General features: G+C 63.3%; 27 protein-coding genes. 24 read left to right on the top strand and 3 right to left on the bottom strand.

Features of this window, described 5'->3' with window-relative positions; translation table 11 throughout:
- From ACF8O8_RS00135 to ACF8O8_RS00070, 14 genes are all read left to right on the top strand, one after another.
- A partial coding sequence (locus tag ACF8O8_RS00135; RefSeq protein WP_392509078.1) for a flagellar biosynthesis protein FlhA occupies positions 1–1893 on the top strand: 1893 nt, incomplete at its 5' end.
- Positions 1894–1904: 11 nt separating this feature from the next.
- Positions 1905–3212, top strand: coding sequence for a flagellar biosynthesis protein FlhF (gene flhF / locus ACF8O8_RS00130; RefSeq protein WP_003254409.1), 1308 nt, complete (start codon positions 1905–1907; stop codon positions 3210–3212).
- A gap of 93 nt (positions 3213–3305) precedes the next feature.
- Positions 3306–4139: a flagellar synthesis regulator FleN gene (fleN, locus tag ACF8O8_RS00125; protein WP_003254408.1), complete on the top strand. Its 834-nt coding sequence runs from the start codon at positions 3306–3308 to the stop codon at positions 4137–4139.
- Positions 4136–4876: an RNA polymerase sigma factor FliA gene (gene fliA, locus ACF8O8_RS00120; protein ID WP_003254406.1), complete on the top strand. Its 741-nt coding sequence runs from the start codon at positions 4136–4138 to the stop codon at positions 4874–4876. Before fleN ends, fliA begins: the two co-directional genes overlap by 4 nt.
- Before the next feature lie 107 nt (positions 4877–4983).
- The gene (locus ACF8O8_RS00115; RefSeq protein WP_010955070.1) at positions 4984–5358 is read left to right on the top strand and encodes a chemotaxis response regulator CheY; all 375 of its coding nucleotides are present in this window, start codon (positions 4984–4986) and stop codon (positions 5356–5358) included.
- A gap of 21 nt (positions 5359–5379) precedes the next feature.
- The gene (locus ACF8O8_RS00110) at positions 5380–6168 is read left to right on the top strand and encodes a protein phosphatase CheZ (RefSeq protein WP_003254403.1); all 789 of its coding nucleotides are present in this window, start codon (positions 5380–5382) and stop codon (positions 6166–6168) included.
- Positions 6169–6180: 12 nt separating this feature from the next.
- Positions 6181–8418: a chemotaxis protein CheA gene (locus ACF8O8_RS00105; protein ID WP_392509077.1), complete on the top strand. Its 2238-nt coding sequence runs from the start codon at positions 6181–6183 to the stop codon at positions 8416–8418.
- Positions 8419–8464: 46 nt separating this feature from the next.
- On the top strand, positions 8465–9577 hold the full coding sequence (locus tag ACF8O8_RS00100; protein WP_010955067.1) for a chemotaxis response regulator protein-glutamate methylesterase: 1113 nt from the start codon (positions 8465–8467) through the stop codon (positions 9575–9577).
- Positions 9577–10317: a flagellar motor protein gene (locus ACF8O8_RS00095; RefSeq protein ID WP_010955066.1), complete on the top strand. Its 741-nt coding sequence runs from the start codon at positions 9577–9579 to the stop codon at positions 10315–10317. The genes ACF8O8_RS00100 and ACF8O8_RS00095 overlap by 1 nt, the downstream gene beginning before the upstream one ends.
- Positions 10318–10320: 3 nt before the next feature.
- Positions 10321–11178, top strand: coding sequence for a flagellar motor protein MotD (gene motD, locus ACF8O8_RS00090; RefSeq protein ID WP_010955065.1), 858 nt, complete (start codon positions 10321–10323; stop codon positions 11176–11178).
- Positions 11179–11401: 223 nt separating this feature from the next.
- Positions 11402–12190, top strand: a complete 789-nt coding sequence (locus ACF8O8_RS00085; protein ID WP_010955064.1) for a ParA family protein — start codon at positions 11402–11404, stop codon at positions 12188–12190.
- Positions 12190–13086 (top strand): CheW domain-containing protein, encoded by an 897-nt coding sequence (locus ACF8O8_RS00080; RefSeq protein ID WP_012051648.1) that lies wholly within the window; start codon positions 12190–12192, stop codon positions 13084–13086. Before ACF8O8_RS00085 ends, ACF8O8_RS00080 begins: the two co-directional genes overlap by 1 nt.
- Positions 13087–13127: 41 nt before the next feature.
- Positions 13128–13607, top strand: coding sequence for a chemotaxis protein CheW (locus ACF8O8_RS00075; protein ID WP_003254393.1), 480 nt, complete (start codon positions 13128–13130; stop codon positions 13605–13607).
- 1 nt (position 13608) lies between these two features.
- The gene (locus ACF8O8_RS00070; protein ID WP_010955062.1) at positions 13609–14004 is read left to right on the top strand and encodes a DUF2802 domain-containing protein; all 396 of its coding nucleotides are present in this window, start codon (positions 13609–13611) and stop codon (positions 14002–14004) included.
- 107 nt (positions 14005–14111) lie between these two features.
- Here ACF8O8_RS00070 and ACF8O8_RS00065 read toward each other — a convergent pair whose 3' ends face one another.
- The 3 genes from ACF8O8_RS00065 to ACF8O8_RS00055 all read right to left on the bottom strand — a co-directional run bounded on the left by ACF8O8_RS00065 (position 14112) and on the right by ACF8O8_RS00055 (position 18783).
- The gene (locus tag ACF8O8_RS00065; RefSeq protein ID WP_392509076.1) at positions 14112–16823 is read right to left on the bottom strand and encodes a dermonecrotic toxin domain-containing protein; all 2712 of its coding nucleotides are present in this window, start codon (positions 16821–16823) and stop codon (positions 14112–14114) included.
- A gap of 68 nt (positions 16824–16891) precedes the next feature.
- Positions 16892–17230 carry an EscU/YscU/HrcU family type III secretion system export apparatus switch protein gene (locus tag ACF8O8_RS00060; protein WP_010955060.1) on the bottom strand — a complete coding sequence of 113 codons (339 nt, stop codon included), beginning with the start codon at positions 17228–17230 and terminating at the stop codon, positions 16892–16894.
- A complete protein-coding gene (locus ACF8O8_RS00055; RefSeq protein WP_392509075.1) occupies positions 17227–18783 on the bottom strand; it encodes a flagellar hook-length control protein FliK in 1557 nt (518 codons plus the stop codon). The genes ACF8O8_RS00060 and ACF8O8_RS00055 overlap by 4 nt, the downstream gene beginning before the upstream one ends.
- Before the next feature lie 170 nt (positions 18784–18953).
- On the opposite strand from ACF8O8_RS00055, the gene ccmA reads away from it, so the two are divergent.
- From ccmA to ACF8O8_RS00005, 10 genes are read left to right on the top strand one after another with little or no spacing between them, the layout of a single operon-like run.
- Positions 18954–19586 (top strand): cytochrome c biogenesis heme-transporting ATPase CcmA, encoded by a 633-nt coding sequence (gene ccmA, locus ACF8O8_RS00050; protein WP_350298139.1) that lies wholly within the window; start codon positions 18954–18956, stop codon positions 19584–19586.
- On the top strand, positions 19583–20251 hold the full coding sequence (ccmB, locus tag ACF8O8_RS00045; RefSeq protein WP_003254382.1) for a heme exporter protein CcmB: 669 nt from the start codon (positions 19583–19585) through the stop codon (positions 20249–20251). The genes ccmA and ccmB overlap by 4 nt, the downstream gene beginning before the upstream one ends.
- A gap of 46 nt (positions 20252–20297) precedes the next feature.
- The gene (locus tag ACF8O8_RS00040) at positions 20298–21065 is read left to right on the top strand and encodes a heme ABC transporter permease (RefSeq protein WP_003254381.1); all 768 of its coding nucleotides are present in this window, start codon (positions 20298–20300) and stop codon (positions 21063–21065) included.
- Positions 21062–21238: a heme exporter protein CcmD gene (gene ccmD / locus ACF8O8_RS00035; protein WP_003254380.1), complete on the top strand. Its 177-nt coding sequence runs from the start codon at positions 21062–21064 to the stop codon at positions 21236–21238. Before ACF8O8_RS00040 ends, ccmD begins: the two co-directional genes overlap by 4 nt.
- A complete protein-coding gene (ccmE, locus tag ACF8O8_RS00030; RefSeq protein WP_003254379.1) occupies positions 21235–21690 on the top strand; it encodes a cytochrome c maturation protein CcmE in 456 nt (151 codons plus the stop codon). The genes ccmD and ccmE overlap by 4 nt, the downstream gene beginning before the upstream one ends.
- On the top strand, positions 21687–23675 hold the full coding sequence (locus ACF8O8_RS00025; protein ID WP_392509074.1) for a heme lyase CcmF/NrfE family subunit: 1989 nt from the start codon (positions 21687–21689) through the stop codon (positions 23673–23675). Before ccmE ends, ACF8O8_RS00025 begins: the two co-directional genes overlap by 4 nt.
- The gene (locus ACF8O8_RS00020) at positions 23672–24208 is read left to right on the top strand and encodes a DsbE family thiol:disulfide interchange protein (protein WP_392509073.1); all 537 of its coding nucleotides are present in this window, start codon (positions 23672–23674) and stop codon (positions 24206–24208) included. The genes ACF8O8_RS00025 and ACF8O8_RS00020 overlap by 4 nt, the downstream gene beginning before the upstream one ends.
- Positions 24205–24681 carry a cytochrome c-type biogenesis protein gene (locus tag ACF8O8_RS00015; RefSeq protein ID WP_012051656.1) on the top strand — a complete coding sequence of 159 codons (477 nt, stop codon included), beginning with the start codon at positions 24205–24207 and terminating at the stop codon, positions 24679–24681. The genes ACF8O8_RS00020 and ACF8O8_RS00015 overlap by 4 nt, the downstream gene beginning before the upstream one ends.
- Positions 24674–25870 carry a c-type cytochrome biogenesis protein CcmI gene (ccmI, locus tag ACF8O8_RS00010; protein WP_049586786.1) on the top strand — a complete coding sequence of 399 codons (1197 nt, stop codon included), beginning with the start codon at positions 24674–24676 and terminating at the stop codon, positions 25868–25870. The genes ACF8O8_RS00015 and ccmI overlap by 8 nt, the downstream gene beginning before the upstream one ends.
- A 12-nt stretch (positions 25871–25882) precedes the next feature.
- Positions 25883–26299 (top strand): hypothetical protein, encoded by a 417-nt coding sequence (locus ACF8O8_RS00005; protein WP_003254373.1) that lies wholly within the window; start codon positions 25883–25885, stop codon positions 26297–26299.
- Positions 26300–26751: the final 452 nt, after the last annotated feature.

Here is a 26751-nt window from a genome sequence, read left to right as displayed (position 1 = left end):
GTGGCCACGTTGTTGCGCCTGGCCCTGAACGTCGCGTCCACCCGTGTGGTCATGCTGCATGGCCAGGAGGGCCATGGCGCTGCCGGTAAAGTGATCCAGGCCTTCGGTGAGGTGGTGATCGGCGGTAACTACGTGGTCGGCGCCGTGGTGTTCGCCATCCTCATGATCATCAACTTCGTGGTGGTGACCAAGGGTGCCGGGCGTATCTCGGAAGTGAGTGCGCGTTTCACCCTCGACGCCATGCCTGGCAAGCAGATGGCCATCGACGCCGACCTCAATGCCGGCCTGATCGACCAGGCCCAGGCCAAGCACCGCCGTGCCGAGGTGGCGCAGGAGGCCGAGTTCTACGGTTCGATGGACGGTGCCAGCAAGTTCGTGCGCGGCGACGCCATCGCCGGCTTGCTGATTCTGTTCATCAACCTGATCGGTGGCATGCTCATCGGCATGCTGCAGCACAATATGTCGTTCAGCGAGGCCGGCAAGGTCTATGCCCTGCTGACCATCGGTGACGGTTTGGTGGCGCAATTGCCATCACTGCTGCTGTCCACCGCCGCCGCGATCATGGTCACCCGAGCTTCAGGCTCTGAAGACATGGGCAAGCTGATCAATCGGCAGATGTTCGATTCGCCCAAGGCGCTGGCGGTGTCGGCGGGGCTGATGATCGTCATGGGCCTGGTGCCGGGCATGCCGCACATTGCCTTCCTCAGCCTCGGCCTGATGGCGGCCGGCGGCGCCTACCTGGTGTGGAAGAAACAGCAACAGGCCAAGGTCAAAGCCCAGCAAGAGGCGCAGCGTCAGCAGGACCTGCTGCCCTCGCCACAGCGCGCGCTGGAAACCAAGGAGCTGGGTTGGGACGACGTCACCCCCATCGACATGATCGGCCTGGAAGTCGGCTATCGGCTGATCCCGCTGGTCGATCGCAACCAGGGCGGCCAGCTGCTGGCGCGGATCAAGGGCGTGCGCAAGAAGCTGTCGCAGGACCTGGGTTTCCTGATGCCCACCGTGCACATTCGTGACAACCTCGACCTGCAACCCAGCGCGTACCGCCTGACCCTGATGGGGGTGATTCTGGCCGAGGCGGAGATCTACCCGGACCGCGAACTGGCGATCAACCCTGGGCAGGTGTTTGGCACCCTCAACGGTATTGCCGCGCGCGACCCGGCGTTTGGCCTGGAAGCGGTGTGGATCGACGTCGGCCAGCGCTCACAGGCGCAGTCGCTGGGTTACACCGTGGTCGATGCCAGCACTGTGGTGGCCACCCACCTCAACCAGATCCTGCAGAAACACTGCCACGAGCTGATCGGCCACGAAGAGGTTCAGCAGCTGCTGCAGGTGCTGGCCAAGGCATCGCCTAAACTTGCAGAAGAGCTGGTGCCGGGTGTCATTTCCTTGTCGGGGCTGCTCAAGGTGCTGCAAGCCCTGTTGTCGGAACAGGTGCCAGTGCGCGATATTCGCAGTATTGCCGAGGCTATCGCGAACAACGCCGGCAAGAGTCAAGATACCGCCGCACTGGTGGCGGCGGTGCGCGTCGGATTGTGTCGCGCCATCGTGCAAAGCATTGTCGGCGTTGAGTCGGAGCTGCCAGTGATTACCCTGGAGCCAAGGTTGGAACAGATTTTGCTGAATAGTCTGCAAAGGGCCGGGCAGGGTCAGGAAGACGGTGTTCTTCTGGAGCCTAGCATGGCCGAGAAGCTGCAACGTTCGCTGATCGAGGCGGCCCAGCGCCAGGAAATGCAGGGTCAGCCGGCCATCCTGCTGGTCGCCGGCCCGATCCGCGCCATGTTGTCGCGTTTCGGTCGCCTGGCTGTACCGAATTTGCATGTTCTGGCGTATCAGGAAATACCTGACAACAAGCAAGTCACCATCGTTGCCACCGTGGGCCCTAACGGCTGAGGTAGGGGATAATGCAAGTTAAGCGATTTTTCGCCGCCGATATGCGTCAGGCCATGAAACTGGTCCGTGACGAGCTGGGCGCCGATGCCGCAATCATTGGCAACCGCCGCATTGCCGGTGGTGTCGAGCTGACGGCCGCGCTGGACTACAAGCTGTCCGCCCTGGCCCCGCGTGTGCCCAACGCCGAGCTGGAAGAAGAGCTGCGCAAGACCCACACGCGCATTGCCACTGCCCAGGCCGAGCTGGACCAGCGTCAGGACAGCAGCGACAACAACCGCCAATTGTTCGCCGGGCAATCTTTGACCGCTGCCGAACCGTTGATCGAGCCGCACGTCGATGCCCCTGAGGCCGCTGCCGTACCGGCTGCTGCGCCGGTTGACCCGCGCCTGTTCGATGCCATGCGCTCGGAGCTGTCGGGCCTGCGCGAGCTGCTGGAAGTGCAACTCGGTTCGCTGGCCTGGAATCAGCTGCAGGGCAGCAAGCCGCAGCAGGCCAACCTTTGGCGCCGCCTGCAGCGCATCGGCCTGTCCGGGCCGATCGCCCGCGAGCTGCTGGACCTGACCGCCGAGATCGAGGAGCCGCGCCAGGCCTGGCGCATGCTGCTGGCTCACTTGGCGCGGATGATCGAAGTACCTGAAATCGAGCCGATCGAAGAGGGCGGGGTGATCGCCATGGTCGGCCCGGCGGGCATGGGCAAGACCACCACCCTGGCCAAGCTGGCCGCGCGCTACGTGCTCAAGTACGGCGCGCAGAACCTGGCGCTGGTAAGCATGGACAGCTTCCGTATCGGCGCTCAGGAACAGCTCAAGACCCTGGGCCGCATCCTCAACGTGCCGGTGACTTACGTCGACCCGGGCCAGTCGCTGGCAGCAGCGCTGGAGCCACTGCTGCGCAAGCGCGTGGTGCTGATCGATACTGCCGGCCTGCAAGCCAGCGACCCTGCACTGCGCATGCAACTGGAAACCTTGGCCGGGCGTGGCATTGCCGCGAAGAACTACCTGGTGCTGGCCACCACCAGCCAGAAGCAGGTGCTGACCGCCGCCTACCACAGCTACAAGCGCTGTGGCCTGGCCGGCTGCATCCTGACCAAACTCGATGAAACGGCGAGCCTTGGCGATGTGTTGAGCCTTGCCATCAGTCATGAACTGCCAGTGGCCTATCTTACCGATGGCCCACGCATTCCTGACGACCTGCACCTGCCGCGGGGCCACCAGTTGGTCACGCGGGCGGTGAATGTGCAGCAGCAGGACGAGCCCAGCGAAGAGGCCATGGCCGACATGTTCGCTGATCTCTATCACAACCCACGGCGAGCGGGTTGACCATGAAGCGTGTGCAAAGTCGCTATGCCAAGGGGCACGCAGAATTGCCCTACGTGTGGCCTGAGTCCCAGCGAGACAAGGTAAAGAACAGACATGGGTAGCATGCATCCCGTACAGGTGATCGCCGTGACCGGTGGCAAAGGTGGCGTCGGCAAGACTAACGTTTCAGTGAACTTGTCCCTGGCGCTGGCCGAGCTTGGCCGCAGGGTCATGCTGCTGGACGCCGACCTGGGCCTGGCCAATGTCGACGTGTTGCTGGGCCTTACCCCCAAACGTACCCTCGCCGATGTGATTGAAGGGCGTTGCGAGCTGCGTGACGTGATGCTGCAGGGCCCCGGCGGTGTGCGCATCGTACCGGCAGCCTCGGGCACCCAGAGCATGGTGCATCTGGCCCCGGCCCAGCATGCCGGGCTGATCCAGGCGTTCAGCGAGATCGGCGACAACCTCGATGTGTTGGTGATCGATACTGCTGCGGGTATCGGTGACTCGGTGGTCAGCTTCGTTCGCGCCGCCCAGGAAGTGCTGCTGGTGGTGTGTGATGAACCTACCTCGATTACCGACGCCTACGCGTTGATCAAGCTGCTCAATCGCGACTATGGCATGAACCGTTTCCGTGTGTTGGCCAACATGGCGCAGAGCCCTCAGGAAGGGCGCAACCTGTTTGCCAAGCTGACCAAGGTCACCGACCGCTTCCTTGACGTTGCCCTGCAGTACGTGGGTGCCGTGCCGTACGACGAGTGCGTGCGCAAGGCGGTGCAGAAGCAGCGTGCCGTCTACGAAGCCTTCCCTCGCTCCAAGTGCGCGCTGGCCTTCAAGGCGATTGCCCAGAAGGTCGACAGCTGGCCGCTGCCGGCCAATCCGCGCGGCCATCTGGAGTTCTTTGTCGAGCGCTTGGTGCAACCCACCAGCGCGGGACCCGTACTATGAACGCCAGCGGCTTCAAGATGTACAGCCGGGCGGCGAAGGACGCCCAGTACGAGCTGATCGAACGCTACGCCCCGCTGGTCAAGCGCATCGCGTACCACCTGTTGGCGCGGTTGCCGGCCAACGTGCAAGTCGAGGACCTGATCCAGGCCGGCATGATCGGCCTGCTGGAAGTGGCCAACAAATACGACGCCAGCAAGGGCGCCAGCTTTGAGACTTACGCCGGCATCCGCATCCGCGGGGCCATGCTGGACGAAGTGCGCAAAGGCGATTGGGCACCGCGTTCGGTACACCGCAACACCCGTATGGTCAGTGATGCCATGCGTGCAGTTGAGGCCAGAACAGGCCGTGACGCTAAAGATCATGAAGTTGCTGCCGAACTCCAATTGAGTCTCGATGATTACTACGGGATCTTGAACGATACCCTGGGCAGCCGCCTGTTCAGCTTTGACGACCTGTTGCAGGACGGCGAGCACGAAGGGCTGCATGAGGATGGCGCCAGTGGCCAGGTCGAACCTGCGCGCGGCCTGGAGGAGGAGCGCTTCCAGGCTGCCCTGACCGAGGCCATCGCCAACCTGCCGGAGCGTGAGCGCCTGGTGCTGGCGCTGTACTACGACGAAGAGCTGAACCTCAAGGAAATCGGTGAGGTGCTGGGTGTCAGCGAGTCGCGGGTCAGCCAGTTGCACAGCCAATGTGCCGCGCGCCTGCGCAGCCGCCTGGGGGAATGGCGGGCGCGTTGAGCCCACTGTCGTTGCAGTCGTTTTCCACGTTGTACCGAATTGAATGAGTGCGTGCTCGGTAGGCCGAGCGCGTTTGAGACTGCTTGGAGGTCTAATTGGACAAGAACATGAAAATCCTCATCGTTGACGACTTTTCGACGATGCGGCGGATCATCAAGAACCTGTTGCGTGACCTGGGTTTCACCAACACCGACGAAGCCGATGACGGCACCACGGCGTTGCCGATGCTGGAAAACGGTCACTACGACTTCCTGGTGACCGACTGGAACATGCCGGGCATGTCCGGCATCGACCTGCTGCGTAAAGTGCGTGCCAGCGACAAGCTGAAAAGCATGCCGGTCTTGATGGTGACCGCTGAAGCCAAGCGCGACCAGATCATTGAAGCGGCCCAGGCCGGCGTCAATGGTTATGTGGTCAAGCCGTTCACCGCTCAGGTGCTCAAAGAGAAGATCGAGAAGATCTTCGAACGCGTCAACGGCTGAGTCACGTCAGGGGGGCGCGTCATGGATTCATCACAAACGTCTTTGGGCGAGTTCGAGTCGACCCTGAAGAAGCATGCCCAGGAGTTGGTCGAAAGCCTGGAGCGGGGCCGTTTCGGCGAGGCGGTGCAGTTGATTCACGAACTGAACCAGACCCGCGACCGCGGCCTGTACCAGGAAGTCGGCAAGCTGACTCGCGAGCTGCACAGTGCCATCGTCAGTTTCCAGATCGACCCCACCATGCCGCAGGCAGAAGAGGTGTCGCAAATTACCGACGCCACCGAGCGCCTGTCGTATGTGGTCAAGCTGACCGAGGGCGCGGCCAACCGCACCATGGACCTGGTCGAGGAAAGCACACCGGTGCTCAATGAGCTGGCCAGCGAGGCCAAGGCCCTGAGCACCGACTGGCAGCGCTTCATGCGCCGCGAAGTGGCTGCGCCGGAATTCCGCGATCTGGTCAAGCGCGTCGACAGTTTCCTGACGCACAGCGCCGAGGGCAACCGCAAGGTTTCCGGGCACCTCAATGACATTTTGCTGGCCCAGGACTATCAGGACCTGACCGGCCAGGTGATCAAGCGCGTCACCGCACTGGTGACCGAGGTGGAAAGCAACCTGCTCAAGCTGGTGCTGATGGCCAGCCAGGTCGACCGCTTTGCCGGTATAAAACATGACCACGATCAATTGCGTGCAGAAAAAGATCGAGAAAAACATCCGACTCGGGGTGAAGGTCCGCAGATTCATGCCGATAAGCGTGAAGACGTCGTGTCCGGTCAGGACGATGTCGATGATCTGCTGTCCAGCCTTGGTTTTTAAGGAGCACGTTTGATGAGCTTCGGCGCCGATGAAGAAATCCTCCAGGATTTCCTGGTAGAGGCCGGCGAAATACTTGAGCAATTGTCCGAGCAACTGGTCGAGCTGGAAAGCCGACCTGACGATGCCGACCTGCTCAATGCGATCTTTCGCGGTTTCCACACTGTAAAAGGGGGCGCCGGCTTCCTCCAGCTGAACGAGCTGGTGGAGTGCTGCCATATCGCCGAGAACGTGTTCGACGTCCTGCGCAAAGGTGAGCGCCGGGTCGATGCGGAACTGATGGATGTGGTGCTCGAGGCACTGGATACGGTCAACAGCATGTTTGGCCAGGTGCGCGAGCGTGCCGAAGTGACACCGGCCACCCCCGCACTGCTGGCAGCGTTGTCGCGCCTGGCCGAACCTGGCGCAGCCGAAATTGTTGCAGCACCGGCACCGGTTGCCGACGTGGCGGTTGCCGCGCCGGCTGAGGCCGAGGAGCAACACCAGGACATCACTGACAGTGAATTCGAGCAGTTGCTCGATTCGCTCGATGCGGTCAAGGCGCAAGCGGCGGCCGACGAGCAGATGCAGGGCGAGACTGTCAGCGGTGCGGGTGATGAAATCACCGACGCCGAGTTCGAATCGCTGCTCGACCAGTTGCACGGCAAGGGCCAGTTCAATGCCGAGGTTGCCGCGCCGCCGGTGGCCGTCAGCAGCGAAGCGGTCAGTGATGAGATCACCGACGCCGAATTCGAATCGCTGCTCGACCAGCTGCATGGCAAGGGCACCTTCCAGGCTGGCGCCTTGCCAGCCGTCCAGGCACCAGCGCCTGCCGCACCCGACAACAGTGCCGCCAGCGATGAAATCAGCGAGCACGAGTTCGAAGCCCTGCTGGACCAGTTGCACGGCAAGGGCAAGTTCGGTGGCGATGTTGCCGCTGTAGAAGCCCCGGCTGCTGTCCAGGCGCAAGCGCCGGCTGCCGCCAAGGCCGAAAGCCAGCCGGTGGCCAAGCCCGCTGCCGCGCCAGCGCCTTCGCCGGCCAGCAAACCTGCCGCGGCGCCTCGCGCGCCGGCCCCGGCCGCCGAGAAGCACGCCGCCAGCGAAGCGGAAACCACCGTGCGCGTCGACACCGCGCGCCTGGACGAGATCATGAACATGGTCGGCGAACTGGTGCTGGTGCGTAACCGCCTGGTGCGCCTGGGCCTGAACAGCGGCGACGAGGCCATGTCCAAGGCCGTGTCCAACCTTGACGTGGTCACCGCCGACCTGCAGACCGCGGTGATGAAAACCCGTATGCAGCCGATCAAGAAGGTCTTCGGCCGCTTCCCGCGCCTGGTTCGCGACCTGGCGCGCCAGCTGAAGAAAGAGATCAATCTGGAACTGGTCGGCGAAGAGACCGACCTTGACAAGAACCTCGTAGAAGCCTTGGCCGACCCGCTGGTGCACTTGGTGCGCAATGCGGTCGACCACGGTATCGAGATGCCCGACGAGCGTGAAGCGTCTGGCAAGGCGCGTACCGGCCGCGTAGTGCTGTCGGCCGAACAGGAAGGCGACCACATCCTGCTGTCGATCTCGGACGACGGCAAGGGCATGGACCCGAACATCCTGCGCGCCAAGGCCGTGGAAAAGGGCCTGATGGACAAGGACGCCGCCGAGCGCCTGAGCGAGTCGGACTGCTACAACCTGATCTTCGCCCCTGGCTTCTCGACCAAGACCGAGATTTCCGATGTGTCCGGGCGTGGCGTGGGCATGGACGTGGTGAAAACCAAGATCTCCCAGCTCAACGGCTCGATCAACATTTTCTCGGCCAAGGGCCAAGGCTCCAAGATCGTCATCAAGGTGCCGCTGACCCTGGCGATCATGCCCACCCTTATGGTGATGCTGGGCAACCAGGCGTTTGCCTTCCCGCTGGTCAACGTCAACGAGATCTTCCACCTCGACCTGTCGCGTACCAACGTGGTCGACGGCCAGGAAGTGGTGATCGTGCGCGACAAGGCGCTGCCGCTGTTCTACCTCAAGCGCTGGCTGGTCCAGGGCCAGGTGCACGAAGAGCAGCACGAGGGCCACGTGGTGATTCTGTCGGTCGGCACCCAGCGCATCGGTTTTGTCGTTGACCAACTGGTGGGCCAGGAAGAAGTGGTCATCAAGCCGCTGGGCAAGATGCTGCAAGGCACCCCGGGCATGTCCGGGGCCACCATTACCGGCGACGGTCGCATCGCGTTGATTCTCGACGTCCCGAGCATGCTCAAGCGTTACGCCGCGCGGCGTATTTGATTTCGGTGGCGCGCCCTGGCGGGTTGCGCCGCCTAATGGAGTGTTTATGGCAGTCAAGGTCCTGGTGGTGGATGATTCTGGTTTCTTCCGCCGCCGTGTCTCGGAAATCCTCTCGGCGGATCCAACGATCCAGGTAGTGGGTACCGCGACCAACGGCAAGGAAGCAATCGACCAGGCGCTGGCGCTCAAGCCCGATGTGATCACCATGGACTACGAAATGCCCATGATGGATGGCATTACCGCCGTGCGGCACATCATGCAGCGCTGCCCGACGCCCGTGTTGATGTTCTCGTCGCTGACCCATGAAGGCGCCCGCGTCACCCTCGACGCGCTGGATGCCGGCGCAGTGGACTACCTGCCGAAAAACTTCGAGGACATCTCGCGCAACCCTGACAAGGTCAAGCAGTTGCTGTGCGAGAAGGTGCACACCATTTCGCGCAGCAACCGCCGGATCGGCAGCTATGCCAGAACGGCGCCGGTCGCCGCGCCAGCGCCGGCCAGCACCTTTACCAGCCAGGCGCAGACACGCCCGGCAGCGCCTGCCCGTGCAGCGGCCCCGACGCCGGCGGCCTCGCAGTCGCCGGCACCCAAGCGCAAACCCTACAAACTGGTGGCCATCGGTACCTCCACGGGGGGGCCGGTGGCGCTGCAGCGGGTACTGACCCAGCTGCCGGCCAATTTCCCGGCGCCGATCGTGTTGATCCAGCACATGCCGGCGGCCTTCACCAAAGCGTTTGCCGAACGCCTGGACAAGCTGTGCCGCATCAGCGTCAAGGAAGCCGAAGACGGCGACATGCTGCGCCCGGGCCTGGCTCTGCTGGCCCCCGGTGGCAAGCAGATGATGATCGATGGCCGTGGCACGGTGAAGATCCTGCCCGGCGACGAGCGCCTGAACTACAAGCCGTGCGTGGACATCACCTTCGGTTCGGCGGCCAAGTCGTACGGTGACAAGGTGTTGTCGGTGGTGCTCACCGGCATGGGCGCCGATGGCCGCGAGGGCGCGCGCCTGCTCAAGCAGGGGGGCAGCACGGTGTGGGCCCAGGATGAAGCCAGCTGCGTGATTTATGGCATGCCCATGGCCATCGTCAAGGCGAACCTGGCGGATGCCGTGTACAGCCTCGACGAAATCGGCAAGCACCTGGTGGAGGCGTGCGTCTGATGGACGTCCTCAGCCTGATCGGTCTGATCCTGGCTTTCGTTGCCATTGTCGGTGGCAACTTCCTTGAAGGCGGTCATGTCGGTGCTCTGGTCAATGGCCCGGCGGCTCTGATCGTGCTGGGTGGCACCCTGGCGGCGGCGTTGTTGCAGTCGCCGCTAACGTCGTTCAAGCGCGCCTTGCAGATTTTGCGCTGGATCCTGTTTCCTCCGCGGGTCGACCTGGCGGGCGGCATCGACCGCGTGGTGAACTGGAGCCTGACCGCTCGCAAAGAAGGCCTGCTGGGCCTGGAAGGGGTAGCGGACAGCGAGCCCGACCCCTATGCGCGCAAGGGCCTGCAACTGCTGGTGGATGGCGCCGAGCCGGAAGCCATCCGCAGCATCCTTGAGGTCGACCTCCTTACCCAGGAGGGCCGTGACATCCAGGCAGCCAAGGTATTCGAAAGCATGGGCGGCTATGCGCCGACCATCGGCATCATCGGTGCGGTCATGGGCCTTATCCATGTGATGGGCAATCTGGCCGACCCGTCGCAACTGGGCAATGGCATTGCCGTGGCTTTTGTTGCGACCATTTACGGTGTGGCCAGTGCCAACCTTGTGCTATTGCCGGTCGCCAGCAAGCTCAAGGCCATCGTCATGCGCCAGTCGCGCTACCGCGAAATGCTGCTCGAAGGCCTGCTGTCGATTGCCGAAGGTGAAAACCCGCGCTCGATCGAGCTGAAGCTGCAAGGCTTCATGGAGTAACCCATGCGTCGCCGTCGTCATACCGAGGAACACGAAAACCACGAGCGCTGGCTGGTGTCGTACGCCGACTTCATCACGTTGCTGTTCGCCTTCTTCGTGGTGATGTATTCCATTTCCTCGATCAACGAGGGCAAGTACAAGGTTATTTCCCAGGCCTTGCTCGGGGTATTCAACGATCCCGAGCGCAGCATGAAGCCGATCCCGATTGGCGATGAGCAGCCGCTCAGCGTGCGCCCGGCCGAACCGCTGGTCAAAGACAGCGAGCAGACCGAAGCGGGCCTGGCGGCGACCAATGTCGACCCGTTGAAAACCATCAGCGATGACGTGCGCGATGCCTTCGGCGACCTGATCAACAGCGACCAGATGACCGTGCGCGGCAACGAGCTGTGGATCGAGATCGAGCTCAACTCTTCGCTGCTGTTTGGCAGTGGTGACGCGATGCCCAGTGACAAGGCGTTTGCGATCATCGAGAAGGTGGCCAGCATCCTCAAGCCGTTCGCCAACCCGGTGCACGTCGAAGGCTTCACTGACAACCTGCCGATCCGCACCGCGCAGTACCCTACCAACTGGGAGTTGTCCTCGGCGCGCGCGGCCAGCATCGTGCGGCTGCTGGCCATGGAGGGCGTCAACCCGGCACGCATGGCTTCGGTGGGCTATGGCGAGTACCAGCCGGTGGCCAGCAACGATACCGCCGAAGGGCGGGCACGCAACCGCCGGGTGGTGCTGGTGATTTCCCGTAACCTGGAAGTGCGCCGCAGCCTGACCGGCTCGGGCAGCGCCAATGCCACACCGGATGCCGCATTGCGCCGGGCTGGCACACAAAGTGCACCGGCAATACAAGCAACGGTAGCGAGGCCGTGATACGTCAATTCCCCGTCGCTGATACGAACACGATTTTGAATGTGCCGCCGTTCCCTGTGGCAGCGGGCATGCCCGCGAAGCCAGCGACTCGGTGAATGGCACCGGCTACGCCGGTGTTCGCGGGCTTGCCCGCTCCCACAGAGTGGCGTGCGAGCTTTGAAGTTTTGCGCATGACGGTTGTTTCTACAGTGTCCCTGCCAAATCAATAGATAGAGTTTGCTTGATGAGAGTCTGGGCAGTAGCCAATCAAAAAGGTGGCGTCGGCAAGACCACCACTACCATTGCCCTGGCCGGCCTGCTGGCCGAGGCCGGCAAGCGCGTGGTCGTCGTCGACCTCGACCCGCACGGCTCGATGACCAGCTACTTCGGGCACAACCCGGATGCCCTGGAGCACAGCTGCTACGACCTGTTCCTGCACAAGGGCACGGTGCCCGAAGGCTTGCCCGGGCAACTGCTGCTGCCCACCAGCGATGAGCGCATTTCGCTGTTGCCGTCGAGTACCGCCCTGGCGGTGCTGGAGCGCCAGTCGCCAGGGCAGAATGGCCTGGGCCTGGTAATCGCCAAGAGTCTGGCGCAGCTGTGGCAGGATTTCGACTATGCCCTGATCGACAGCCCACCCTTGCTGGGTGTGCTGATGGTCAATGCCCTGGCCGCCAGCCAGCAGCTGGTGATCCCGGTGCAAACCGAATTCCTTGCGGTGAAGGGCCTGGAACGCATGGTCGGCACCTTGGCCATGGTCAACCGTTCGCGCAAGCAGGCGCTGCCGTACCAGATCGTACCGACCCTGTTCGACCGTCGTACCCAGGCGTCGCTGGGCACCCTCAAGCTGCTGCGTGACACCTACGGGCAGCATGTATGGCAGGGCTACATTCCGGTGGATACGCGCCTGCGCGATGCCAGTCGCAAGGGCGTCACGCCTTCGCAGTTCGACAGCAAGAGCCGTGGGTTGATCGCCTACAGGGCGCTGCTCAAGCACCTGCTCACCTACAAGAACGCAGTGCAGGTAGCCTGATGACTCAAACCCGGCAAACCAGCACCCGGCCCCAGATGGCCCTGCAATCGTACCTGGACGGCCTGCTGCAGGAGGCCACCGAGGCCGAAGACCTGAGCGAGCAGCCGGCAGTGGCGGATGAGTTCGCCGAGGCGGTGCGCGAGGAGCAGGCACGCGATGCCCGACAGCCAGCCCGGCCTGAGCCCGCCGAAGCCGCCGCCGCCAGCTTTGCCCCGCGGCCGTTCGCCGAACCCCGGCTGGCGGTACTGCCCAGCGTGATGCCGGTGGAAGCCCCGGTGGTGACGGTGGTCGAGCAGGAGGTCGTGGCCGAAGCCAGCATCCCGGTACTGGTCGAAGAACAAACCGTGGAACCGGCTGTGCCGCTGGTCGATGTGCATCTGCCGGCACCCAACCTGCCCGTACCCCCGGCCACTGTCGATGGTCGTCCGGTGTGGGCGGCCGAGCCGTTCGAATGCCTGCTGTTCGACGTTGCCGGCCTGACCCTGGCGGTGCCATTGGTGTGCCTGGGCTCGATCTACACCCTGGCTGGCCAGGAGCTGACGCCACTGTTCGGCCAGCCCGACTGGTTCCTCGGCATCCTGACCTGCCAGGCCGGCAACCTGAAGGTGCTGGACACTGCGCGTTGGGTAATGCCCGACCGCTACCGCGATGATTTTCGCCAGGGCCTGCAATACGTGATTTCGGTGCAGGGCTATGAATGGGGGCTGGCGGTGCATCAGGTCAGCCGCTCGCTGCGCCTGGACCCGTCGGAGATCAAGTGGCGCAGCCAGCGTGGCCAGCGCCCGTGGCTGGCCGGCACCGTAATCGAACACATGTGCGCACTGCTCGACGTCGCCGCACTGGCCGAGCTGATCGCCAGCGGTGCGGTCAAGCAGATGCACGCCAAACAGAAATGACACAGAACATACCGCCAACGGCGGATTTTGAGGGTAGGGGAATGAAAAAGTCGTCTGCACAAGGTTCCGAAGATCCGATCCTGCAGTGGGTTACCTTCCGTCTGGACAACGAGTCCTACGGCATCAATGTCATGCAGGTGCAGGAAGTCCTGCGCTACACCGAGATTGCCCCGGTACCGGGTGCGCCGAGCTACGTGCTGGGCATCATCAACTTGCGCGGCAACGTGGTGACGGTGATCGACACGCGTCAGCGTTTTGGCCTGATGCCGACCGAAGTGACCGACAACACCCGTATCGTCATCATCGAAGCCGACAAGCAAGTGGTCGGCATTCTGGTCGACAGCGTGGCCGAAGTGGTTTACCTGCGCCAGTCCGAAATCGAGACCGCGCCGAACGTGGGTAACGAAGAGTCGGCCAAGTTCATTCAAGGCGTGTGCAACAAGAATGGCGAACTGCTGATCCTGGTCGAACTGGACAAGATGATGACCGAGGAAGAGTGGTCCGAGCTGGAGAACATCTGAGTTGATCCTAGAGGTTGCTGTCATCTTCCTGGCGCTGGCCTGGGCGCTGAGCCTGTGGTTTTTCCTCAACTACAGCAAGCGCCAGCGCGAGCTGGCTGCGCAGCAGGCCGAGGGGGATGCGCTGCGCGACCAGCGCATCAAGGACTTGGCCAAGCGTCTGGATGACTACCAGAACGGCACGGTGCGCATGGGTGAGGCCATCCATGAGCTGCGTGCGGCGGTGGCCACCCTGCCGGACCGGCTGGAACGCCTCGAGCAGCGCGACCCCAGCAACGTTACTTTCAGCCAGGCGGCCAAGCTGGTGGGGATGGGGGCGAGTATCGATGAGTTGACCCAGAGCTGCGGCCTGACCCAGGCCGAGGCGGAGTTGATGAGCAAGGTGTACCGGGCTCCTTGACGGGGTACCCTCGGCAGCAGGTTCGTCGCCTGGGAAATCGAGCGGCGCCCCATGCTCCGCTCGATCTGAAAGGTGTCGCCAGGCTCGTTCAGTACCCGCTGTTCATTTCAATTGCGAACCCAGGAGTGATTGCCGCCCACGCCGGCGAACCGGTTCAGGGGCAGCAGTTGCTTCAGGGCTGTATTGGCTTGCGAAGGGTTGATGAATGGATAGGTGTTGACGCGTGGCATGGTGTGCAGGTTGATGATCTGGCGCAGGGTCCGCAACCCGGGTAGATGGCGATCGACCACTTCAGTGAGCAGTGCCGGCCCGGTGAGGTAGCTGAGCGTGTTGGCATAGCGGTAGAAACCGCTCGGGTCCTGTTCCAGGCTCGGTCGGCTTTCGTAGAAGTCTGCATGGGTCTGGAAACGTGCGAGCATTTCATCGGAGATCGCATCCAGCAGTGGGTTGCCTGGGTGGCTACCAATGAGGCTGGTGTTGTACAGGCAATTCATGCTCATTTTCTCGTTGGACATCGGCGGTGGCAGCAGCAGCCCATCGGGTGGGGTGCGCAGCTCGACCTGATCGATCGTTTCGCCCTTGCCGTCCGGCAGCAGGAAATCGTCCACGTCCATGTACAGCCCACCCTCATGGTGCAGCATCCGGTAGCGCAGCACATCGGTCGCAGACGCGTAATTGGTGGCGATGCCACCGTTGCCATCCAGCGCTGCCTCGTACTGCGCGTAATAGCGGCTCTGGCGGAAGGCCCGGAAGAAGCCTTGCTCTTCAAGCGGCAATACCTGCAGCCCTGGCGCCCGGGCTGCCAATAGCCTTGCGTTCTGTTCGTAAGCGGTAGGCGAAGCCTTCGACAGAAACAGGCGCATGCTGTATTCACTGTCGCTCAGGCGCGCGGCGTTGGCGGCAAGGTTGGCCAGCAATGGCTCGCTTATGACTTTGTCGCCGACCCAGAGGCTGGAGATAAGTTTGGGGATGGGGGCGCTGTCCGGGGCCGGTGTCGGAATGGTGACTGGCAGTGGCAGGTCGACACCCAGCGCGCGCAAGGTGCGGGTGCGCATGGCGTCGGTGACTGGGCGCTGCCTGTCGAGCGCCACAAGGTCACGGCTGCCAGGCACTGCGATGTAGGCTTGCGGCTCGACCTCGTTGACGGTTTCCTTGATGATGAAAGCGTCGTGCTCCAGGTCATAGACCACGCGTGCATTGTAGGTTTCGATGCTGCATTCCAGGTCGTCCAGTTCGCCATCGTAGTGTGGCAAGCGTATCACCGCGCCGGCAACAGCCGGGTCGCCTTCGTCAAGCGGTGTAATCGGCTCGTGGTGGTGGAAGTACTCCGCGCCTTCTGGCTCTGGAAGCCGCGGTGGGCTGGTCGGGCTTAGCGGATAGCCGAGCTGCCCGTTGACCTCGCGCGGCATGACAAAACCATCGCTTTTGAACTCGAACAGGGCCTTGATGCCTGCTGTGCCCTCCGTTGCCAGCGGTACGGCGTTGAACAGCCCCCAGGCGATGTCGCCCACCCCGTCCTGTTTGGCTTTCAGGCTGTGGCCGTTGATCACCTGATCCAGGCCCAGGCCCAACTGGGCAATGCCACCGAGCGCCAGCAGTGGCGCCAGCCCCGGCACCACCAGGCACAGTGGCGCTAGCAGGTTGAGCGTATTGGTGAGGTAGCCTCGCCATTTGGCTTTGGTAACTTGGCTATCGGTGGTGATGACAAAATCGGCATCGTCGTAGCTACGCTGGCGCTGGCGCTCGGTCAGGGCTGCGAACATATCCCCGGTCAGTTTGGGGTTGTACTTGCCAGGTTTGTAGTTCACGTAGGTTCTGGGGGGCCAGACGCCATCATCGTTGAAATAACCGTGTTCAGGCGGCAGCCGGTGCCGGTCCGGATAGTCGCCAAGGCCCTCGAGCGCGGTGTCCAGGCCACTGAAATCCAGGCCCTGGGGACGGTCGGCGAGCCTGAAGTGTTGCTTTAGCGCTTCGCGTCGGGCGGGGTCCTTGCACTGATCGCCCACCCAGTCCTTGAGCAGGTTCTCGCTGGCGAATTCGAGCAAGGGCGAGCTGTTACCTGGCATGTACAGCAGGGTCAGATCGCTGTGGGGGGCGTTGATGTACAGCAGGTCGGTGGCCGCATAGCCATAGATGCTCAGCGTGCTGACCCGTATCTTGAAGCGCTGCGGCATCATGCCGGCGGCTTGCCATGCCAGTTCCCTGGCAGCATTGCTCAGGCGCCCCTGGCTGACCTGGGCGTTGCAGGCGGCGATGAAATTGAGCTTGCTGGCCAGGCGGTGAGTGTCCTGATGCTCCTGCCAGTAAGCGTCGAGCATGGCTTTGAACGGCTGGTGAAAGTCCAGCGCTTCGATGAACCGCTGGAAGGCTTCAGCCGGAACCTGAATGTGGGTCGAGGCATCGTAACGGGCGGGGGACGATCGCTGGAACAGGCCGTTATACACCTCGAAGGCGGCGCCCTGATGGCCAAAGCCCAGCGTTGGCAGGCGATCGACCAGCTTCAACGGCCCTTGGGGGAAGGTGCCTGCCCAAGGGTTGGCGAACAGTGCGCCGATGAGGTTGTTATCGGACTCCCCTTGCCAGTTGCCCAGCAGCGCCTGGGTCATGCTCTGGGTCTGCTGGACCGCTGCCACATACCCTTGGTCATCCGGCCGGTAGTGCAGGGTGACCACATCGACTCGATCGGGGTCGATATGCACACCTTGCCCGACAAGCCACTGCCGGATCAAGCGATGGGCTTCGCGGTCCGGGCGAGGGATGTTGGCCAGATGGTCTACTACGAACTGCACGCCTTTGGCGTTGATTCTGCTGTCGATCATGACGGTACACCTTGTACGTGGGAGGCCGACAAGGTTGGGCGCATGGAGGCGGAGGGGGTGGTAGATAGTTACTGGCCAGTGCCGGGCAGCGGGGGCAATGGTGGGGTGATATCGCGCTCTGCCGGGCCCGGATCATCGAAGCCGGCGGGTACCTTGCCGCGCAGGTGCCAGGCGAAGGCGATGATCTCGGCAATGGTCAGGTACAGCGCCTCGGGTATTTGCTCGCCCAGCTCCAGCCGCGCCAGCAGCCGCACCAGCTCGGCGTTTTCGTAGATCGGCACTTCGTGTTCGCGGGCGAGCGCAAGGATGGCCTCGGCCAGGTCCTCGTCGCCCTTGGCGGTGAGGGTCGGTGCCTGATGGCCGTCGTAGTTCAGCGCTATGGCTTGGCGTGGTGTCGTATCGTTCATGCGGTTTCGTCCACCCAGCGTTGTTCCATCCGTGTGCGTGGCCCCTGCGGCGGGATGCCCGGGTGGCACTCCAGGTCGCCGACTTCCAGGCCCCGGGCCAGCAGGCGCGCGCGCAGCGCGCCAAGCTGGGTGTCGATCAACCGCGCGGTCTGCTCGCGCTCCGCCCATAGCTGCCCGCTCAGGCGGCCCTCGCTCAGTTGTGCCTGCACTTGCAGGGGGCCGAGCGGGGACAGGTCGAAGGCCAGCTCGATGCGCCACAGGGCTTGTCGAGGGTCTTGGGCTTCATGTTGGCGGTCGGCCTGTTGTTGTGGGGTTTCTTCGCGCTGCAGTTTGACTTGCAGCGGGATGAAGTCCTGGCCGTGGCGGATCGGCACTTCAGTTTGCCAGGTGGTCTGCAGGTTGCCGTTTTCCAGCGTGCCGGTTTGTTGCAGGCTGCTCATGGCGTGGCTCTGCAAGCGTGAAACGGCAGCGGCAGCCAGGCGCAGCAGCTGTTGCAGGTCGCCTTCCTCTTCCAGGGCCTTGAGCAGGCGCGACGGTAATGGGAACGCGCCCGGCTGCGGCTTGGGGCTGACCCGCTCGAGCATGCCCAGTGCGCTGCGCGCCAAAGCCGGCATAGTCACGGCCAGGCTGGCGGGGTTGAGATTGGCAGTGCTTGCCGGGAGGGCAGGGGCCTGGGCCATCAGCCGCAGCAAATGCGCCTTGAGGTCGGTGGCGACGCTGGCGGTGGACCCACTCAGCAGCTTCGCTTCGAGAAAGCTGCCGCTGTTGTTCAGGGCCTGGGCCACTGCCTTGGCGTCGCCCAGTTGTCGGGCGTCCGGCAGGCTTGCCAGCAGGCGTTCGGCGCTGGCGCGCAGGTCGCCATCGACGCCTGGGTCGCGGGTGAGCTGTTGCAGGGCGTTGAGCAGGCCGGGTAGCGAGGCTTGGCGGTTTTGCTGGGTCAGCAGCTGTTGGGCAATGCTGAGTTGGTCCTGCCTGCCGCTGAGCGGCACGAAGCGCAATGACTGATCACCCTGCACCAGGGCGCTGAGCAGGCTGCCAATGACCAGCGGGCGCGGGCTGTCGATGCTCAGTGTGGCACCGGCCTGGTTGCTGTTGAGCAGGCTGACCAGCGCCCGGTACACGGCCGGTTGGCCGGGTGCCTGGGCCAGCAGCTGGTTGGTCAGGACCTTGCCTTGCAGCAAGGTGCCGACCGGCACCTTGCTGGTGTCCAGCTGGGTGAGGGTGGCGACCTGGCTGGCGCTGGCCTGTTGCAGCATGATCGCCAGGCGGTTGCTTTCGGTCTGGCTGACGGTGATCTGGCTGCCTTGTGGCAGCGGCTGGCTGGCGTTGGCCTGAAGCTGGGTCTGCACGCCGTTGGCCTGCATCAGCCGTAGCACCAGCTGAAAGTCCTGGCCCGTCTGACGCAACGATAAAACCTCGGCTTGCGCGGTTTCGCCAGGAGCCAGCAACCCAGGCTGCGCCTGGATCAGGCGCAGCAGTTCGCCGGTCATGCCCGCCTTCACGGCTTGGCTGTTGATCGCGGTTTGTACGCCGAGACTATTGATTTCAGTCATGATTGTATACAACCTGTCGAGCCCGGCCTCTTGGCAGCGCGGCGGCGCGTGTAATAATGCCGCGCGCCTGTGGTTGCCAGTATAACGGCAGCGCGCGGGGCGACTTGAGACACAAGGGTTCTGGAGCGGTGTTGGCTGCTTCAAAGCCCTACTGAAGATAAGGCGAAACCGTGACCCTTCACCTCCAAGCCGCGGGCCTGTCCTGCGAGCGCGACTGGCGCCTGCTGTTCGAACAGCTCGATTTCGAGCTGGGCGCCGGTGACATGCTGCAGATCAGTGGCCCCAACGGCAGTGGCAAGACCAGCCTGTTGCGCCTGTTGGCCGGGCTGATGCAGCCGACGGCCGGGCAGATTCTGCTGGGTGGCAAGCCACTGGCAGAACAGCGTCATGCCCTGGCCAGCGCCCTGCTGTGGATTGGCCACGCCGCCGGCATCAAGGACTTGCTCACCGCCGAGGAGAATCTCACCTGGCTGTGCGCCCTGCACCAGCCGGCCAGCCGCGAGGCGATCTGGGCGGCGCTGGAGGCTGTCGGCCTGCGCGGTTTCGAAGACGTCCCCTGCCATACCCTGTCGGCCGGTCAGCAGCGCCGTGTGGCGCTGGCCCGGCTGCACCTGGCTTGTCCGCCGCTATGGATTCTCGACGAGCCGTTCACCGCGCTCGACAAGCAAGGCGTGGCGCAGCTTGAAGCGCACCTGGCAGCCCACTGCGAGCAGGGCGGCACGGTGGTGCTGACGACTCACCACACACTGGAACGCAAGCCCTCCGGTTATCGAGAACTGAACCTGGGGCAATGGGCTGCATGAGCGTATTCATTTTGCTGCTGCGCCGCGAAGCGCGCCTGCTGTTCCGTCGCCCGGCCGAACTGGCCAACCCGTTGGTGTTCTTCGCCATTGTCGTGGCCATGTTCCCGCTGGCGGTCGGCCCGGAAAGCCAATTGTTGCAAACCTTGTCGCCGGGCCTGGTCTGGGTGGCAGCGTTGCTGGCCGTGTTGTTGTCGCTGGACGGCCTGTTCCGCAGCGATTTCGAGGACGGCTCGCTGGAGCAATGGGTGCTGTCGCCGCACCCACTGCCGCTGCTGGTGCTGGCCAAGGTGCTGGCGCACTGGATCTTTTCCGGGCTGGCGCTGGTATTGTTGGCGCCACTGCTGGCACTGATGCTGGGGCTGCCAAGCCATTGCCTGCCGGTGCTGCTCGGGTCGCTGCTGCTGGGGACGCCGGTATTGAGCTTGCTGGGCGCGGTAGGTGCGGCGCTGACCGTCGGCCTTAAACGCGGAGGTTTGTTACTGGCGTTGCTGATTCTGCCGTTGTATATCCCTGTATTGATCCTGGGCAGTGGTGCGTTGCAAGCGGCGTTGCAAAATATGCCGGCAACCGGCCATCTGCTCTGGCTCGCCAGCCTGACGGCCCTGGCCGTTACCCTGGCACCCTTTGCGATAGCGGCCGGCCTGAAGATCAGCGTCGGCGAATAACGAGTCCCGGGCTCTCAAGCCCGGCAAAGACCCTGGATGTACCCTGATGAAAATAAGCTGGACGTGGTTCCACAAGCTGGGCTCCCCGAAATGGTTCTATGCCATCAGCGGCCGCATGCTGCCGTGGCTGGCCGGTGCTGCCGTGCTCCTGCTGCTGGTCGGCATCACCTGGGGCCTGGCCTTCGCCCCCCAGGACTACCAGCAGGGCAACAGCTTCCGCATCATCTATATCCATGTGCCGGCGGCGATGCTGGCGCAGTCCTGCTATGTGCTGCTGGCGGTGGCCGGGGTGGTGGGGCTGGTGTGGAAGATGAAACTGGCCGACGTCGCCCTGCAGTGTGCCGCGCCCATTGGCGCCTGGATGACCGCCGTGGCGCTGGTTACCGGCGCCATCTGGGGCAAGCCGACCTGGGGCAGCTGGTGGGTGTGGGATGCCCGCCTTACGTCCATGCTCATCCTGCTGTTCCTGTACTTCGGCATTATTGCGCTGGGCCAGGCGATCAGTAATCGTGACAGTGCAGCCAAGGCCTGTGCGGTGCTTGCGATTGTCGGTGTGGTCAATATCCCGATCATCAAGTATTCAGTGGAGTGGTGGAACACCCTGCACCAGGGCGCCACCTTCACCCTTACCGAAAAGCCGGCGATGCCGGCCGAAATGTGGCTGCCGCTGTTGTGCACGGCGCTGGGTTTCTACTGTTTCTTCGGCACCGTACTGCTGCTGCGTATGCGCCTTGAAGTGCTCAAGCGCGAAGCACGCGCCAGTTGGGTCAGGGACGAAGTATTGAACAGCCTGGGACGGAGGGCCGCACAATGAGCTTTGCCACCTTCGGTGACTTTCTCGCCATGGGCCACCATGGCCTGTACGTGTGGTCGGCCTATGGCATCTGCCTGGCGGTGCTGGCGCTGAATGTCGGTGCGCCACTGCTGGCCCGTCGTCGCTATTTGCAAGAAGAGGCGCGCCGTTTGCGCCGGGAGAACAACCAGTGAATCCGCAGCGCAAGAAACGCCTGTTGCTCATCGTCGGCCTGCTGGTCGGCGTCGGGGTTGCCGTCGGCTTTGCCTTGAGCGCATTGCAGCAGAACATCAACCTGTTCTATACACCGACCCAGATCGCCAACGGCGAAGCCCCGCTGGACACGCGCATCCGCGCCGGCGGCATGGTGGAGAAAGGCTCGGTGCAGCGTTCGGCCGACTCGCTGGACGTGCGTTTCGTGGTAACCGACTTCAACAAGTCGGTACCCATCACCTACCGCGGCATCCTCCCCGACCTGTTCCGCGAAGGGCAGGGCATCGTCGCCCTTGGCAAGCTCAATGCCGACGGTGTGGTGGTAGCCGATGAAGTGCTGGCCAAGCACGACGAGAAATACATGCCGCCCGAAGTCACCAAGGCCCTGAAGGAAAGCGGCCAGGCCGCTGCCGGCGGGGAGACGAAGCCATGAACGCAGCACTGGTAGTCCCCGAGCTGGGCCAGTTGGCGATGATTCTGGCCATCTGCTTTGCCGTCGTGCAGGCCAGTGTGCCGCTGCTGGGCGCGTGGCGTGGCGACAGCCTGTGGATGAGCCTGGCGCGGCCGGCAGCGTGGGGGCAGTTCGCCTTCCTGGCGTTTGCCTTTGCCTGCCTGACCCATGCCTTCATGACAGACAATTTCTCGGTCGCCTATGTGGCCAGCAACTCCAACAGCGCCTTGCCCTGGTACTACAAGTTCAGTGCGGTGTGGGGCGCCCATGAGGGTTCGTTGCTGCTTTGGGCGCTGATCCTTGGCGGCTGGACCTTTGCCGTGTCGGTGTTCTCCCGGCAGTTGCCGCAGGTGATGCTGGCCCGCGTGCTGGCGGTAATGGGCATGATCAGCGTGGGCTTCCTGAGCTTCCTGATCATTACTTCCAACCCGTTCCAGCGCCTGCTGCCGCAGGTGCCGACCGATGGCCGTGACCTCAACCCGCTGTTGCAGGACTTTGGCCTGATCGTTCACCCACCCATGCTCTACATGGGCTATGTGGGCTTCTCGGTGGCTTTCGCGTTCGCCATTGCCGCCTTGCTCGGCGGCCGGCTGGACGCTGCCTGGGCGCGCTGGTCGCGGCCGTGGACCATCGTCGCCTGGGCTTTCCTGGGTGTTGGCATCACCTTGGGGTCGTGGTGGGCCTACTACGAACTGGGCTGGGGTGGCTGGTGGTTCTGGGACCCGGTGGAAAACGCCTCGTTCATGCCTTGGCTGTTGGGCACCGCACTGATCCACTCGCTGGCGGTGACCGAGAAACGCGGGGTGTTCAAGAGCTGGACCGTGCTGCTGGCAATTGCCGCATTCTCCCTGAGCCTGCTGGGTACCTTCCTGGTGCGTTCCGGAGTGCTGACCTCGGTGCACGCGTTTGCCGCCGACCCGTCGCGGGGTATTTTCATCCTGTTTTTCCTGCTGTTCGTGGTCGGCGGCTCGCTCACCCTGTTCGCCCTGCGCGCACCGGTGGTCAAGAGCCAGGTCGGTTTCGCCCTGTGGTCGCGTGAAACGCTGCTGCTGGCCAACAACCTGGTGCTGGTGGTCGCGGCTTCGATGATTCTGCTCGGTACCCTGTACCCATTGGTGCTCGATGCCCTGACCGGGGCCAAGCTGTCGGTCGGCCCGCCCTATTTCGACGCCTTGTTCCTGCCACTGATGGCGCTGCTGATGGTGGTGCTGAGCGTGGGCGTGGTGGTGCGCTGGAAGGACACCCCGGGCAAATGGTTGGTCAGCATGATGACCCCGGTATTGATCGGCAGTGCCATCCTTGCCCCGGTTGCCGGCTTTATCGTCGACGACTTCGATTGGCCGACGCTGACGGCCTTCGCCCTGGCCGCCTGGGTGGTGCTTGGCGGGCTGCGTGACATTTTCGACAAGACCCGCCACAAGGGCCTGGTCAAAGGCCTGCCGGGCCTGGGCCGCAGCTACTGGGGCATGCAACTGGCGCACCTGGGCCTGGCGGTTTGTGCGCTGGGCGTGGTGTTGTCCAGCAACAACAGCGCCGAGCGTGACCTGCGCATGGCGCCGGGCGAAAGCGTGGAGCTGGGTGGCTACCACTTCCTGTTCCAGGGCGCCAAGCACTTCGAGGGGCCGAACTTCATCTCTGACAAGGGCACCATCGTGGTCAGCCGCGAGGGCCGTGAAGTGACCACACTGTACCCGGAGAAACGCCTGTACACCGTGCAGCAGTCGATGATGACCGAAGCAGGCATCGACGCCGGCTTTACCCGCGACCTGTACGTCGCGCTTGGCGAGCCACTGGAGAATGGCGCCTGGGCTGTGCGCGTACATATTAAGCCTTACGTCCGCTGGATCTGGCTGGGCGGTCTGCTGACCGGCCTGGGCGGGTTGCTGGCGGCCCTCGACCGGCGCTACCGCGTCAAGGTCAAGACCCGGGTGCGTGATGTCCTGGGCGTGTCTGGAGCAGCTGCATGAAGCGTTGGATCATGGTAGTGCCCCTTGCAGTGTTCCTGCTGGTGGCGGTGTTCCTCTACAAGGGGCTTTTCCTCAAGCCCGACGAGCTGCCTTCGGCAATGATCGGCAAATCGTTCCCGGCGTTTTCCCTGGCGTCGACACAGGGGGACCGCACCCTGACTCAGGCCGACTTGCAGGGGCGCCCGGCACTGGTCAACGTGTGGGCCACCTGGTGCCCGTCGTGCAAGGTCGAGCACCCGTACCTGAACCAGCTGGCACAGCAGGGGGTGGTGATCCATGGGGTCAACTACAAGGATGACAACGCCGCCGCGCAGAAGTGGTTGGCCGAGTTCCACAACCCCTATCAGCTGAATATTCGTGACGAACAGGGCAGCCTGGGCCTGGACCTTGGGGTGTATGGGGCGCCGGAAACCTTCCTGATTGATGCCAAGGGCATCATCCGCTACAAGCACGTCGGCATCGTCGATGCCACGGTCTGGCGTGAACAGCTGGCGCCGTTGTACCAGGGCCTGATTGATGAGGCCAAGCCATGAGGCGTTGGCTGGCAGCTGCGGTGCTGGGCATGAGCCTGGCCGGTGTGGCCAAGGCGGCTATCGACACCTACCAGTTTCGCGACGAGGCAGAGCGCGAGCGTTACCAACAGTTGACCAAGGAACTGCGCTGCCCCAAGTGCCAGAACCAGGATATTGCCGACTCCAACGCGCCGATTGCTGCCGACCTGCGCCGAGAAATCTTCCGCATGCTTGGCGAAGGCCAGAGCAACCAGCAGATCATCGATTTCATGGTCGACCGCTATGGCGACTTCGTGCGCTACAAGCCGGCGCTCAGCGGGCGTACCTGGCTGCTGTGGTTTGGCCCGGGGATCTTGCTGGCCGGTGGCTTCGTGGTGCTGGCGGTGATCGTACGCCGGCGCCGTGCTACGGCCGTGCAGGGCGTCGATGAGTTGTCTGCCGAAGAACGCGAGCGTCTCGCCAAACTGCTGGAAAAAGAACAGACCCATGATTGAATTCTGGCTTAGCGCGGGCCTTCTGCTGCTCGCTGCCCTCAGCTTTTTGCTGCTCCCGATCCTGCGTGGCCGCCGTCGCCAGCAGGAAGAAGACCGCACGGCCTTGAACGTGGCCCTTTACCAGGAACGTGTCGCCGAACTGGGGGCCCAACAAGCCGCCGGTGTGCTCGATGAGGCGCAGATGGCTAGGGGCCGGGACGAGGCTGCCCGCGAGCTGCTGGCCGATACCGAAGGCGCCGAGGCCCCGCGCCAGGGGCATTTGGGCAAGGCCCTGCCGCTGCTGGCTGCGGTACTGGTACCGCTGATGGCGCTGGGGCTGTACCTGCATTTTGGGGCGGCCGACAAGGTGGCGCTGACCCAGGAGTTTGCCGAGGCTCCCAAGTCGATGGAAGAAATGACCACACGCCTTGAACGCGTGGTGCAGGCCCAGCCGGATTCGGCCGAGGCCATGTATTTCCTTGGCCGGGCCTACATGGCCGAGCAGCGCCCGGCCGATGCCGCGCGTACGTTTGAACGGGCCGTGGCCCTGGCTGGCCGCCAGCCCGAGCTGCTGGGGCAGTGGGCCCAGGCCCAGTACTTTGCCGCCAACAAGCAGTGGAGCCCGCAATTGCAGGCGCTGACTGACGAAGCGTTGAAGGCTGACCCCAACGAGGTGACCAGCCTGGGCCTGCGCGGTATTGCTGCGTTTGAAGGCGAGCGTTATCAGGAAGCCATCGACTACTGGAAGCGTTTGCTGGCGCAGTTGCCAGAAGGTGATGCATCGCGAGCGGCGTTGCAGGGTGGTATCGACCGCGCCGCCGAGCGCCTGGGTGGGGTGCCAGCAGAGGCGACCGAGCCTGCACCTGTGGCGGCTCGCCTGAAAGTGCGGGTGGAACTGGCGGCTGCCTTGAAGGACAAGGTTCAGCCGGACGACACGGTGTTTATCTTCGCTCGCGCCAGCAATGGCCCGCCGATGCCGCTGGCGGCCAAGCGGGTGACCGTGGCGCAGTTGCCGATCGAGGTGGAGTTGTCTGATGCTGATGCGATGATGCCGCAGATGAAACTGTCGCAGTATGCCGAAGTCCAACTGGTTGCACGTGTTTCACGCGCGGGTCAGCCTACCCAGGGTGAGTGGGTTGGCCGGGGTGCTCCGTTGTCTAGCGCCACCCAGGCTACCCAGCGCCTGACCATCGACACTCCAGACCAGTAAGAGAGCAATGCCATGCACAGCACCGTCCGCCTGACCCTGATTACCCTGGCCTTGGGTTTGTCTGCGTGTACGGTGCATGAGCCGTACGAGCAGCCCGCGCCACCGATCGAGCGTGTGCCGCCGTCGGGGCCGGTGGTCAAGCCCTTGCCGGGCAGGCAGCCTGCCACTTCGCCGAGCAAGCCGGCGGCGATACCCAAGCCCATGCCGCGTACCTCGGCCAGCTTTGCGCCACCGCCTGGCGGGGCAAGCCACTGGGATCCCAAGCTGGGTGTATATGTATTGGAGAAGCAGCCCAATACCTTCTACCGGCAGCGTACCTACTATCGGTTTGATAACGGCTGGAGCTGGTCGTTGAGCCCGAATGGGCCTTGGCAGGAAACTGACAGCAGTGGTGTACCAGGTGGGTTAGGGCGGGCGTTCGCACAGTAACACTGTTTCTGTATCTGCTTCTGCTGCTTCTGCTTTTGCTTGTAAGCGCGCGGTAGTTCAGGCGACGCAGATTGCGACTTCAGAAGGCCGAGCGCAGGGCTTGCGAAGGGAGGTGACGGGCATGGATGCCCGTCAAGCGCTGAGGCCCCATGGATGGGGCCTGCAGCGCGTACTCCCGGGAGCAAGACCGTAGCGAGGGAACCCCGGAGCGTAGCGCAGGGGCCGGATGATAGGAGCCAGCGTTTTTTGGTTACTTTTTGTCGCGTTTGACAAAAAGTGACCCGCCGTAAGGGCGGAAAGGTGACTATGCGCCACCTGCGTGAATGAATACCTACTCGATGTGAATGCCCACATCCAAGAAGCAAGAAGCAAGAAGCAAGAAGCAAGATGCGAACTCGTCTGTTTTGACTCAGCGAACCGTCCGTTTGCGATGGCGACGCTGACTCACCTTT

Origin of the sequence: Pseudomonas sp. TYF_14, from assembly GCF_043105275.1 — a bacterium.
Classification (GTDB): Bacteria; Pseudomonadota; Gammaproteobacteria; order Pseudomonadales; family Pseudomonadaceae; genus Aquipseudomonas; species Aquipseudomonas alloputida.
The sequence above is the reverse complement of the archived record's forward strand: the minus strand, read 5'-3'. Positions and strand labels throughout refer to the sequence as shown.